General features: G+C 41.1%; 14 protein-coding genes, 11 tRNA genes and 1 rRNA gene. 25 read left to right on the forward strand and 1 reads right to left on the reverse strand.

The genetic code is table 11. From position 1 onward, the window contains the following. Positions 1-85: 85 nt before the first annotated feature. The 12 genes from alr to LQ203_RS25130 all read left to right on the forward strand — a co-directional run bounded on the left by alr (position 86) and on the right by LQ203_RS25130 (position 9647). Positions 86-1240, forward strand: coding sequence for an alanine racemase (gene alr, locus LQ203_RS25075; RefSeq protein ID WP_230162403.1), 1155 nt, complete (start codon positions 86-88; stop codon positions 1238-1240). Between the two features lie 160 nt (positions 1241-1400). Continuing rightward, positions 1401-1682 (forward strand): antitoxin EndoAI, encoded by a 282-nt coding sequence (locus tag LQ203_RS25080; protein WP_034306380.1) that lies wholly within the window; start codon positions 1401-1403, stop codon positions 1680-1682. Between the two features lie 7 nt (positions 1683-1689). Continuing rightward, positions 1690-2040, forward strand: a complete 351-nt coding sequence (locus LQ203_RS25085; RefSeq protein WP_034306610.1) for a type II toxin-antitoxin system PemK/MazF family toxin — start codon at positions 1690-1692, stop codon at positions 2038-2040. A gap of 483 nt (positions 2041-2523) precedes the next feature. After that, positions 2524-3351, forward strand: a complete 828-nt coding sequence (locus tag LQ203_RS25090) for an RsbT co-antagonist protein RsbRA (protein WP_230162405.1) — start codon at positions 2524-2526, stop codon at positions 3349-3351. A gap of 2 nt (positions 3352-3353) precedes the next feature. Next, the gene (locus tag LQ203_RS25095; RefSeq protein WP_034306376.1) at positions 3354-3710 is read left to right on the forward strand and encodes an STAS domain-containing protein; all 357 of its coding nucleotides are present in this window, start codon (positions 3354-3356) and stop codon (positions 3708-3710) included. A 3-nt stretch (positions 3711-3713) separates the two neighbouring features. Next, positions 3714-4115 (forward strand): anti-sigma regulatory factor, encoded by a 402-nt coding sequence (locus LQ203_RS25100; protein WP_230162407.1) that lies wholly within the window; start codon positions 3714-3716, stop codon positions 4113-4115. A gap of 9 nt (positions 4116-4124) precedes the next feature. Further along, positions 4125-5135 (forward strand): PP2C family protein-serine/threonine phosphatase, encoded by a 1011-nt coding sequence (locus LQ203_RS25105; RefSeq protein WP_230162409.1) that lies wholly within the window; start codon positions 4125-4127, stop codon positions 5133-5135. Between the two features lie 59 nt (positions 5136-5194). Then, complete coding sequence (locus LQ203_RS25110) at positions 5195-5527, forward strand: anti-sigma factor antagonist (protein ID WP_054400551.1); 333 nt, start codon at positions 5195-5197, stop codon at positions 5525-5527. Further along, positions 5524-5997: an anti-sigma B factor RsbW gene (gene rsbW / locus LQ203_RS25115; RefSeq protein WP_230162410.1), complete on the forward strand. Its 474-nt coding sequence runs from the start codon at positions 5524-5526 to the stop codon at positions 5995-5997. The genes LQ203_RS25110 and rsbW overlap by 4 nt, the downstream gene beginning before the upstream one ends. Then, complete coding sequence (sigB, locus tag LQ203_RS25120) at positions 5975-6763, forward strand: RNA polymerase sigma factor SigB (RefSeq protein WP_230162413.1); 789 nt, start codon at positions 5975-5977, stop codon at positions 6761-6763. The genes rsbW and sigB overlap by 23 nt, the downstream gene beginning before the upstream one ends. Next, on the forward strand, positions 6760-7371 hold the full coding sequence (locus tag LQ203_RS25125; protein WP_230162415.1) for a PP2C family serine/threonine-protein phosphatase: 612 nt from the start codon (positions 6760-6762) through the stop codon (positions 7369-7371). Before sigB ends, LQ203_RS25125 begins: the two co-directional genes overlap by 4 nt. 92 nt (positions 7372-7463) lie before the next feature. Further along, on the forward strand, positions 7464-9647 hold the full coding sequence (locus LQ203_RS25130) for a Tex family protein (protein ID WP_230162417.1): 2184 nt from the start codon (positions 7464-7466) through the stop codon (positions 9645-9647). A 75-nt stretch (positions 9648-9722) separates the two neighbouring features. Here LQ203_RS25130 and cmpA read toward each other — a convergent pair whose 3' ends face one another. Further along, on the reverse strand, positions 9723-9842 hold the full coding sequence (cmpA, locus tag LQ203_RS25135; protein WP_089364909.1) for a cortex morphogenetic protein CmpA: 120 nt from the start codon (positions 9840-9842) through the stop codon (positions 9723-9725). Positions 9843-9926: 84 nt separating this feature from the next. Here cmpA and LQ203_RS25140 point away from each other — a divergent pair, with 84 nt between their 5' ends. From LQ203_RS25140 to LQ203_RS25200, 13 genes are all read left to right on the forward strand, one after another. Then, complete coding sequence (locus tag LQ203_RS25140; protein WP_230162419.1) at positions 9927-10406, forward strand: SprT family protein; 480 nt, start codon at positions 9927-9929, stop codon at positions 10404-10406. Positions 10407-10538: 132 nt separating this feature from the next. Further along, positions 10539-10613: transfer RNA gene (locus LQ203_RS25145), tRNA-Asn, on the forward strand. A gap of 8 nt (positions 10614-10621) precedes the next feature. Further along, a tRNA-Ser gene (locus LQ203_RS25150) sits at positions 10622-10712 on the forward strand. 17 nt (positions 10713-10729) lie between these two features. After that, positions 10730-10801: transfer RNA gene (locus LQ203_RS25155), tRNA-Glu, on the forward strand. Between the two features lie 23 nt (positions 10802-10824). After that, positions 10825-10900 (forward strand) — tRNA-Asp (locus LQ203_RS25160). A gap of 81 nt (positions 10901-10981) precedes the next feature. Continuing rightward, positions 10982-11056, forward strand: a tRNA-Gln gene (locus tag LQ203_RS25165). A 10-nt stretch (positions 11057-11066) separates the two neighbouring features. Beyond that, a tRNA-Lys gene (locus LQ203_RS25170) sits at positions 11067-11142 on the forward strand. Between the two features lie 8 nt (positions 11143-11150). Further along, positions 11151-11232, forward strand: a tRNA-Leu gene (locus LQ203_RS25175). Positions 11233-11291: 59 nt separating this feature from the next. Beyond that, positions 11292-11377: transfer RNA gene (locus tag LQ203_RS25180), tRNA-Leu, on the forward strand. Positions 11378-11395: 18 nt separating this feature from the next. After that, positions 11396-11472: transfer RNA gene (locus LQ203_RS25185), tRNA-Arg, on the forward strand. 7 nt (positions 11473-11479) lie between these two features. Further along, positions 11480-11556, forward strand: a tRNA-Pro gene (locus LQ203_RS25190). Positions 11557-11586: 30 nt separating this feature from the next. After that, positions 11587-11660: transfer RNA gene (locus tag LQ203_RS25195), tRNA-Gly, on the forward strand. Positions 11661-11755: 95 nt separating this feature from the next. Beyond that, positions 11756-11957: ribosomal RNA gene (locus LQ203_RS25200) — 16S ribosomal RNA — on the forward strand; the annotation flags it as partial.

The raw sequence follows: 11957 nt of genomic DNA on the forward strand, positions 1-11957 counted from the left end.
TGGTTATAGAATGGTCGTATAATGGAAAGCAAACTTCCCTACTTGGAAGAATCTTATTGTGAATGTGAGAAAGAAGGAAATTGGCTTGGAGACGAAATTTCATCGAGATACGTGGGCAGAAGTAAATTTGGATAATATTTATGAAAATATCTCATCTATGAAAAAAAGACTAAAAACTGGGGTTAGTCTTTTTGCTGTCGTTAAAGCGAATGCTTATGGGCACGGGGACTATGAAGTGGCTAACACTGCGCTTGAAGCGGGGGCCGATTTTTTAAGTGTTGCTTTTTTAGATGAGGCTCTGGCTTTGCGGAAAAAGGGAATATTGGCACCAATTCTTGTTCTGGGGGCTTCAAGGCCTGAAAGTGCAGCACTGGCTGCCGAGCAAGGGATTTCCTTGACGGTTTTCGATCTAGACTGGTTAGAGAAGGCAAAGGTAATGCTAGATCCGGGACAAGTTCTGCAAGTTCATGTAAAAGTGGATAGCGGTATGGGGAGAATAGGCATTCGTGATAAAGATCAACTCATGAAAGTGGAAAGTTTGCTTAAACAGGAAACGTGTTTTAACTTTCAGGGAATATTCACTCATTTCGCTACAGCAGATGAAATAAAAACCGACCTTTATAAAAAGCAGCTTGCTGTATTTAAAGGAATGCTTTCCACATTGACTGGAAGGCCAGAGTATATTCATGCCGCCAATAGTGCAGCATCTTTAAGGTTTACCGATCCTGAATGGAATGCAATAAGAATGGGGATTTCCATGTATGGTTTAAGTCCTTCTATGGAAATGCTGCCGATTTTGCCATTTCCATTAAAACAAGCGATATCATTGAAGACGAAGGTGGTCGCGATTAAGCAGCTTGTTAAGGGTGATAGCGTTAGTTATGGAGCAACTTATACGGCTGAAGGTAATGAATGGATTGGCACTTTGCCAATTGGTTATGCTGACGGCTGGATTCGTAAGCTGCAAGGTCAGGAAGTTCTTGTAAATGGAATAAGAGTGCCGATTGTCGGCAGGGTTTGCATGGATCAATGCATGATCAAGCTACCTGGACCTATCCCTGTAGGGACAGAGGTAACCCTGATAGGAAATGATGGAAATGAATCCGTTACCGTAGATGAGATAGCGGCGAAAATGGGAACGATCAATTATGAGGTAACGTGCATGATAGGAGCAAGAGTCCCCCGTACCTATATAAAAGACCATCAGTTGAATCATGTACGCAACTTCATCTTGGAATGACAGGATTGTAAAAAAATCCTAGGATTGTGAATAAGATTTCCTTTATTATGCTGATAATAGGATTGAGAATAGAATATACTCTTTGCAGATAGGCATTTTAATGGTAATATTGAAAAGGATATATAATAAAGGTGTGTAGTGATGGTGGAGGTGTATGTTTGTGTCTGAATCCAGCGCAACAAGAGAGATATTAATTCGATTACCTCAAAATTTTTTAACAGAGTTAGATGGGTATGCGAGTGAAGAAAATGTAAATCGCAGTGAATTTATTTATCGTGCCACAAAAATGTATCTTCGCGAACGTAAAAAGAAAGAGTTTCGTGAATCGATGAAACGCGGTTATATTGAAATGGCGGCCATTAATTTAACGATTGCTTCTGAAGCCTTTCAGGCTGAATTCGAGGCTGGTCATTGCGTTGAACGATTAGTTAGCGGAGGCTGAGCCATTGATTGTTGTTAAGCGTGGTGACGTATACTTCGCAGACCTTTCCCCGGTAGTTGGTTCAGAGCAGGGAGGAACCCGTCCGGTGCTAATTTTACAAAACGATATCGGTAATCGCTTTAGTCCGACTGTGATCGTGGCAGCCATTACAGCTCAAATTCAAAAAGCGAAATTGCCAACACATGTTGAGATTAATGCAAAAAAGTACGGATTCGAACGAGATTCCGTCATTTTATTGGAACAGATCCGGACAATTGATAAGCAGCGCTTAACTGATAAAATTACGCATCTTGACGAACCTATGATGCAAAAAGTCAATGAAGCTTTGCAAATCAGCTTAGGTCTCATTGAGTTTTAGAGAAAAGTTTTCCCGCTAATCCGGGCGTTATTATAATACAAATCATTCTTGATGTTTTTTAGATGGCACGATTCCTGCAACTTGGGAATCGTGTTTTTTTTTGAATAACATCCCGAAAATAAAGTGATTCTGAGGACCAATCCTTATGGCCATATAAAATGAGGATTGGAAAGGATTCATTATGTATGTACGTACAAACATTTACAGCAGGAAATATAAAAAAATTGACGAATAAAAAAGTATACAATTCGGTAGTAAATGAAATACTCATTTGTTTTTCTATAGTATTTTCCTAACTTTTCTTTAAATGATGTTTTTCTTACCCGGATTTCGGGTAAAACGTTAGGATGTTACTACTTAAAGAACAGAAAAGGTATAGTGGGGAGACCCTGAAAACCTAAATGGAAATAACATTACAGTTGGATAACATCCGCGTGACGAGAACAGGAAAACTTGGCAATTGTGTTAGAATGGGAGGATATTATGAATCAATTGGTTTACGATTTTATTAAGCAAAATCAAGATTACATCCTGAATGAGTGGATGGATATCATGAAGGAAAGTACAGACGAAAGATTAATCAAGGTCGTCTCCGATCGAATGTTCACGCAAACAAGCACTGAATTTATAGATATGATTATCACGAATGTTGATAGTAAAAACAAAGAATTCACATTGAAGCTTTCGGATTTTGCCGAGAAAGTCGTCCAATTGGGATGGCCTCTTACATTCGTCAATGAAGGACTGCATAAATTCACGTTAATCGTCATCAATGGAATGGTGGAAAAAGGTCTGGTGACACCTGATAATCAAGTCAATCTTGTTAACCACTTGGATAAATGGGCCACACCGATAAATAATGAAATAGTCAATATATATACCCAAACTTGGGAAAGAACGGTCTCTATGCAGAAAATAGCTCTGCAAGAGCTTTCAGCACCGCTCATTCCTGTATTGGAAGGCATTACAGTCATGCCGCTGATCGGTACAATTGACACAGAGCGTGCTAAACAGATTATGGAAAACCTATTGACTGGGGTGGTTAAGCATAGGTCTGAAGTGGTTCTTATTGATATAACAGGTGTACCAGTTGTGGATACAATGGTCGCCCACCATATCATTCAGGCAGCAGAAGCGGTCCGCTTAGTGGGTGCAAAATGCATACTCTGCGGCATACGCCCTGAAATTGCACAAACCATCGTTAATCTTGGAATTAATTTAAATGAAGTGATTACAAAAAATACGTTAAAAAAAGGAATAGAAGTTGCGTTGGAATTAACGAGCCGTAAGATCGTAAAGGTGGAGGGGTAAGTATGAGGATTCCGATATTAAAGCTTTATGACTGCTTGTTAGTTTCTATACAATGGGAATTGGATGATATGACGGCCCTTCAATTTCAGGAGGATTTACTGCATAAGATTCATGAAACAAGCGCGAATGGCGTTGTCATAGATATTACCTCGATAGATTTTATAGATTCATTTATCGCAAAGGTATTAGGCGATGTCTTCAGTATGTCTAAGCTTATGGGGGCAAAGGTTGTAATTACGGGGATCCAGCCGGCTGTTGCAATAACATTAATTGAACTGGGAATTAGTCTCGATGATGTTCTGACAGCATTAGATTTAGAGAAAGGCCTGGAGAAATTACAACAGGAACTGGGGGATTAAAGAATGGAGTTCCAATCCTGCGTAAAAATAATAAATGAATGGGACATTGTTGCTGCAAGGCAGCTCGGAAGGAATGTCGCTAAAGAGTTGGGGTTCGGCACTGTCGACCAGGCCAGGATCACAACGGCTATAAGCGAATTGGCCCGCAATATATATCTATATGCTGGACAAGGCAGTGTGAGCATAGAAAAACTAAATATAAATGGGAAGTCAGGATTGAAAATCATTGCACAGGACCAAGGGCCGGGAATTGAGGATATCCGCAGAGTCATGGAAGATGGATATACCACTTCAGGTGGACTGGGAGCAGGCCTTCCTGGAGCCAAACGATTAATGGATGACTTCGATATTGAATCAATACCAGGTGAAGGGACTACGATCGTCGCTACGAAATGGCTCCGTTAGGGGGGGACTATGGATATTAGGGAGAACATGGAGAAAAAGTATCATGAGGCGCTTTCTACTTATCTTAAAGACCAAAATGAGCAGGCACTCTACCAAGGGCAAAAGATTAGCCGCCTACATATTAAATACAACATATCTCCAGAAGAAATCATCAGTATGCATAAACATAACTTAATGGAACTTTACCCGGATTTACCGGGAAAAGTGTTGGATTCTTTCGATTTCCTGCTTGAAGTCATGATGGGTTATGGTATTGCCTACCGTGAACATCAAAGCCTTAGACATCAACAGCAGGAACTGAAAACGGAAATTGAAATTGCGGCAAGCGTTCAACATACTCTTTTAGAAACGGAAATCCCTGATATCAAAGCGCTTGAAATTGGGGCGATCAGCGTACCTGCCAGACAGATGAATGGAGATTATTATCACTTCGTCCAAGATGAAAATGAGCGTATCGGGGTAGGGATAGCGGATGTCATCGGGAAAGGGATTCCTGCGGCATTGTGCATGTCGATGATAAAATATGCGATGGATAGTCTACCTGAGCATAGGCATGAACCGAAGAGTGTGCTGGAGAGTTTGAACCGTGTTGTGGAACATAATGTGGATCCAAGTATGTTCATTACGATGTTCTATGGTTTATATGATCCGCATGACGGGCAATTCTCCTATGCTTCAGCTGGCCATGAACCGGGTTTTTACTTTGATGCCGCCACTGGGACTTTTAGCGATTTGGACGCAAAAGGATTGTTGCTTGGGGTTGATAAAAAAACAAGGTATCGCCAATATGAAAAAACGGTGAACCGTGGAGATATGATCATTTTGTTGTCGGATGGAGTAACGGAGTGCCGGACGAATGATGGGTTTATAGAAAGGGAAACACTTATTGGTTTCATTAAAAAGAATATGCATTTACAAGCCCAGGAAATGGTGAATAATATATTTAAGCAATTGGAGAAAATGCAGAACTTTCAACTAAGGGATGATTTTACATTAATTATTTTAAAATCAAAGGTTTAGCATTTTTCCCTCCGGGTATAGATATAGAAATGACGAGGATTTGAAGAGGTGGGTCAAGGATGAATATAACGGTAGATGTTAATGAATTAAATACTGAATTTATTGTAAAACTAAAAGGTGAAATTGATGCCTATACTGCACCGAAACTACGGGAGTCACTATTTCCAATTTCAGAGCAGGAAAATGTTTCGATTACTATTGATTTAACTGAAGTTTCCTATATGGATAGCACCGGGCTTGGGGTATTTGTCGGTGCGTTTAAAAGCGTAAGGGCACATAATGGCGAGTTCACTTTAGTTGGCTTATCAGAAAGGTTACGACGTTTATTTGATATTACAGGTCTTGCAGATATCATTGATATAAAAAGTGGTACAGAGGGTGGGTTAGAATGAGTCAAGTATATGATTACATCGAAATGAAAATACCTGCAAAACCAGAATTCATCGGTGTCGTTCGTTTAACGCTTTCTGGAATAGGAAGCCGGATGGGATTTGCGTATGAAGAAATCGAGGATTTAAAAATCGCAACCAGCGAAGCTTGTACAAATGCGGTACAGCATGCATATAAGGATTCTGAAAAAGGTGAAGTGAAAGTAAGTTTCGGGCTTTATCCTGACCGTTTAGAGGTCATGGTTTCTGATAGTGGTAAGAGCTGTAATTTCGAAGAAGTTCGTCAAGGACTCGGCCCGTACGAAAATGGCCAAAAAGTCGAACTTATGAGAGAAGGAGGCTTGGGTCTTTACCTCATTGAAACTCTGATGGATGATGTGAAAATTCATCAGCATGACGGGGTTACAGTTTTTATGACTAAGTTTTTAGAAGGAGAGCAGGTGGAGATGGATGCAAAAACAGTCTCAACCTAATCAGGCACAAAGAGAAAAAGTAAACGAATGGATTAGAGCTTATCAGGAGAATCAAGATGATGAAGCGCAAAGTAATCTTGTCATCCATTATAAAAGTTTGGTTGAAACGATCTCCCGTAAGTACGCGAAAGGGAAATCGTTTCAGGAGGATATCTCGCAGGTCGGCATGATTGGTTTGTTAGGTGCCATTCGTCGATATGATGAATCATTCGGTAAAAGCTTTGAGGCCTTTGCGGTCCCTACAATAATCGGGGAAATCAAAAGATTCTTGCGCGACAAAACATGGAGTGTCCATGTGCCAAGGAGAATAAAAGAACTTGGTCCAAAAATCAGGATGACTGTCGAGGAATTGACGACCACTCTGCACCGTTCTCCAAGAATAGATGAAATAGCAGATAGTATAGGAGTGACTGAAGAAGAAGTTTTAGAGGCGATGGAGATGGGAAAAAGCTATCAAGCTTTATCTGTTGATCATTCTATTGAAGCTGATTCTGATGGCGGTACAGTCACATTGCTTGATATTTTCGGGAATGTCGATGAAGGTTTTGAAAAGGTCAATCAGCGCCTAGTACTTGAAAAGGTCTTGCATGTGTTGAGTGACCGTGAAAAGATGATTATTCAACATACTTATTTAGAAAATTTAAGCCAAAAAGAAGCAGGCGATAAACTAGGGATATCCCAAATGCATGTTTCGAGACTTCAGCGCCGCGCGATCAAGAAACTTCAAGAAGCCATTAATGCTGAAAACTCGGAGTTAATTCAGTGATCAAAGGTATTCTGCGAGAAGAAAATATAGAGGTCCTTGTCTCTCAATCATCTAAAAACGGGATGGTATATTGCGGTGATGATTACTTTTTTCTTCATACGAAAGAATACTTTGTGTGCGTATTGGCAGATGGGCTAGGCAGCGGGCAATTCGCTTATGAATCCTCACATGCTGTCATCGAGGAAGTTAAACGTAATCATGAGCTGGATGTCGAATCATTGATGGCCGCATGTAATCAAGTTTTAATCGATAAACGGGGGGCGGCCGTTTCCATTTTGAAAATATTTTATGAGAAGAATGAATTTGTATACAGCTCCGTGGGTAACATCCGCTTTTTCTTGTATAATCCTAGCGACGACAAACTCGTTTATCCTTTACCTGTTACAGGGTATTTATCCGGAAGGAAACAGAAATACAGGACGCAGAGGTACAAATATGAACCAAGTGCAAAATTCATTCTTCATTCCGATGGTTTAGAACTTAAGGGAGCTAAATCTTTTTTAAAAAGGCTGGCCCCCATTGATAAGAACGCTCAATGCATTTTAGAAAGCAGTCCAGCAACTGCAGATGATACAACTTTCATTTTAGGAAGCTTACTTTCGCTGTAATCCGGAAGTGAGCTTTTTTGTATGGAATTCGCAACTTCATCTCTCATTTGCTAGACTATACTTATCAGATTAAAAGGTTGGAGGGAAACATAATGATCGATGTAGAAGATAAATTAAAGGATTTGGTTAAACAAATATCCAATGAGCTAACTTTAAAGAGTCATCAAGTTCAAAACGTCATACAGATGCTGCAAGAGGGCAACACAGTCCCTTTTATTGCCCGGTATAGAAAAGAAATGACGGGTTCATTAGATGAAGTTCAAATTCGGTCCATTATGGAAAGATGGAACTATCTAGAAAACCTTGGTCAGAGGAAAGTGGAAGTTACGCGTTCGATTGGTGAACAGGGAAAATTGACGGAAGAGCTAACAAGACAAATCGAGAAGGCAACAAAGTTGCAGGAAGTGGAGGATTTATACAGACCATTCAAGCAAAAAAGGAGAACGAAAGCAACGGTAGCTAAGGAAAAGGGGCTAGAACCACTTGCTAATTGGCTTCTTGAATGTCAATTGCATGCACGAGTTAGCGATAAAGCAGCAGAATACATATCGGCAGAAAAAGAAGTTCCTTCTATTGAAGAGGCCATTGCAGGAGCGCAGGATATAATAGCTGAACATATTTCCGATGATGCAGAATTAAGGAAGTGGATAAGGGCTGAAATCTTCAAAGCCGGGAAAGTAGTTTCGGTTGTGAAAAATGAAGAGAAGGACGAGAAAAAAATCTTCGAGATGTATTATGAATATGAGGAGCCGGTTCAAAAGATCGTCCCACATCGGGTCTTGGCGCTTAATAGAGGTGAAAAGGAAGAGGTTTTACGAATATCCATTTTGCCCTGTATAGAAATCATCATTGGTCATTTGGAACGGAAAATCATTAAAAATACCAAGTCTGAAGCTCAAGGTTTTCTTAAATCAGCGATTGAAGATGGACTCAAACGTTTGATTTTGCCATCTGTAGAAAGGGAAATCAGGAAAGAGCTGACGGAAAAAGCTGAGGATCAAGCTATTCATATTTTCTCTGAAAACCTACGGAACCTGCTCTTGCAGCCTCCGCTTAAAGGGAAAGTGGTCCTCGCTCTAGATCCAGCATATCGGACTGGGTGTAAGTTGGCTGTCATTGATGAAACAGGAAAGGTACTGGATATCAGTGTCATCTATCCGCATCCTCCTGCTGCGAAGCTTAATGCTGCCCGTGAAAAAACAATCGATATACTTAAGCGATTCTCAGTTGAGATTGTGGCAATCGGCAATGGGACGGCATCACGTGAATCAGAACAATTCATTGCAGATATTCTAAAAGAAGTGAAAGGGAATATTTCTTATATCATTGTCAATGAAGCGGGAGCCAGTGTGTATTCTGCCTCGGATATTGCCCGTGAAGAGTTCCCGGATCTTCAAGTAGAACAGCGAAGCGCCGTATCGATAGGAAGAAGGCTTCAAGATCCCCTTGCGGAACTTGTTAAAATTGATCCCCAATCCGTGGGTGTTGGGCAGTATCAACATGACGTTTCCCAGAAAAAGCTATCGGGATCCCTTACATTTGTCGTGGAAACAGCTGTTAACCAAGTGGGAGTGAACGTAAATACCGCTTCATCATCTCTATTACAATATGTAGCTGGTTTATCAAAATCGGTTGCTCAAAATATCGTGAAGAAAAGGGAAGTGGAAGGGAAGTTTACAAGCAGGAAGCAATTAAAGAAGATTCCCCGACTTGGTACCAAAACTTATGAACAATGTATAGGGTTCTTACGTATCATTAATGGAGATGAGCCCTTGGATCAAACCGCGATTCATCCAGAAAACTACGGTGCCGTGAATAAGTTGTTAAAGAAAATGGGATTCACCTCTGATGATCTGGGAAGTGAGGCACTGAATGCTGAGTTAGGTAAACTAAATCCCGCAGAATTAGTCAATGAATTGGAAATAGGGGAAATTACGATTAAAGATATTATAGATGATTTGATGAAACCGGGAAGAGACCCTCGGGATGAATTATCAAAACCTCTGCTTAAGCAAGATGTCCTAAAAATGGAGGATCTGCAAACTGGAATGGAATTACAAGGGACAGTGAGGAATGTTGTAGATTTCGGTGCGTTTGTGGACATCGGTGTTAAACAGGATGGCCTGGTGCATATTTCTAAACTAAGCAATCGATTTGTAAAACACCCATTGGATGTAGTGGCCGTTGGGGATGTAGTGACAGTTTGGGTCGAACTTGTCGACTCTCAAAAGCAAAGGGTTTCTTTAACGATGCTCGAGCCCAAGAATCAAAACTAGCTGGTCAAGCTCCTTCTATATTAGAAGGGGTTTTTTGAGTGCAAAGTATTTTTATATTTCCGCTCATTGTTGAATCTATAATCGAAGACTTTCTTTTTTTTGATAAAAAAACCAACATTGATTCAACATCTTCACTTGATAATAATCCTTTTCATAAAAGGCTTTGCGAATTTGATTCTGGAACCAATTAGGCATAGCTTTCTCTCCCTTCGTTTTCCTATTGTATTATTAGTCTATGTTATAATGGGTTGTCATGTTACCAAGGAAAGGGACGGGGAAATGGATAATCGGCAATTGCAAAAACTAGTCGAAGAAATTTCGTTGAAAGACTTCAATAAGACCTTTAAACACATAGCAAGTTTTAATCCGCGTCTCCGAACTACAGGAGGACGATACTTGCTGCGTTCACATAACATTGAAATAAATAAGAAGTATCTTGATGAAAGCGGACTGGAAGAAATGATTGGCATCATAAAGCATGAATTATGTCATTATCATCTGCACATCGAGAAGAAAGGGTATCAGCATCGTGATGCTGACTTTAGGCATTTGCTCAAAAAAGTGGGTGCCCCGAGATTTTGCAAGCCATTGTCATCAAACCAGGTGAAGAAAAAGATGAATACTATTCAATATAAATGTGAAGACTGTCAGCAGGTATATTTAAGAAAAAAACGAATCGACACGACCCGTTTCGTTTGTGGTAAATGTCGTGGAACACTGATTTACCAAGGGTTTATGGAGGAAAAAACAAAAATATAAAAAAACATAAAAGAAAGCTTGACTTTAGGTTGTAACCTCTTTATAATCATAAGAGTCGACAAGATAACAACTTGTTCTTCACGACAAACACTTAGGTCCTTGAGCATAAAAAAGGAACCCAATTTTCATTATTCCGCAGTAGCTCAGTGGTAGAGCATTCGGCTGTTAACCGAACGGTCGTAGGTTCGAGTCCTACCTGCGGAGCCATTTTTTTTGGGGAAGTACTCAAGAGGCTGAAGAGGCGCCCCTGCTAAGGGTGTAGGTCGCGTAAGCGGCGCGAGGGTTCAAATCCCTCCTTCTCCGCCAGTTACATATTTTATCTAGGCCCATTGGTCAAGCGGTTAAGACACCGCCCTTTCACGGCGGTAACACGGGTTCGAATCCCGTATGGGTCACTTTCTTTTATATAGTTATTACTGGTCCCGTGGTGTAGCGGTTAACATGCCTGCCTGTCACGCAGGAGATCGCGGGTTCGATTCCCGTCGGGACCGCCATTATTTCTTTTAAAAAATACTTGCTAAAATAAAGTTATAGTGATATAATATTAACCTGGCTGTTAATTATCATTTAATTATTGGGCTATAGCCAAGCGGTAAGGCAACGGATTTTGATTCCGTCATGCGAAGGTTCGATCCCTTCTAGCCCAGCCATTTTTATTTAGAGCCATTAGCTCAGTTGGTAGAGCATCTGACTTTTAATCAGAGGGTCGAAGGTTCGAATCCTTCATGGCTCACCATTTTTTATGCGGGTGTGGCGGAATTGGCAGACGCACCAGACTTAGGATCTGGCGCCGCAAGGCGTGGGGGTTCAAGTCCCTTCACCCGCACTGATAACTTTCTTCTTGACAATGAGGAGAAAAGGTGTTAAGCTTACAAAGTCGCTTTCGCGGTCGTGGCGGAATGGCAGACGCGCTAGGTTGAGGGCCTAGTGGGGGAAACCCCGTGGAGGTTCAAATCCTCTCGGCCGCACCAATAACATCATAGAAATTAGCGCCCGTAGCTCAATTGGATAGAGCATCTGACTACGAATCAGAAGGTTGTAGGTTCGACTCCCGCCGGGCGCACCATATTTTACGGGAAGTAGCTCAGCTTGGTAGAGCACTTGGTTTGGGACCAAGGGGTCGCAGGTTCGAATCCTGTCTTCCCGACCATTCTTTCTGAAAATACTTTTAAAATTAAATGCGGGTGTAGTTTAGTGGTAAAACCTCAGCCTTCCAAGCTGATGATGAGAGTTCGATTCTCTTCACCCGCTCCATTATTGCTCTTTGAAAACTGAACAAAACAAAGCGCCAACGTTAAATTTTAAGTGAGCACACACTATCAAAAAAGCAAATGAGCAAGTCAAACATTTCTTCGGAGAGTTTGATCCTGGCTCAGGACGAACGCTGGCGGCGTGCCTAATACATGCAAGTCGAGCGAATCGATGGGAGCTTGCTCCCTGAGATTAGCGGCGGACGGGTGAGTAACACGTGGGCAACCTGCCTATAAGACTGGGATAACTTCGGGAAACCGGAGCTAATACCGGATACGTTCTTTTCTCGCATGAGAGAAG

It is taken from the genome of Peribacillus sp. Bi96 (assembly GCF_918698115.1).
Classification (GTDB): domain Bacteria; phylum Bacillota; class Bacilli; order Bacillales; family DSM-1321; genus Peribacillus.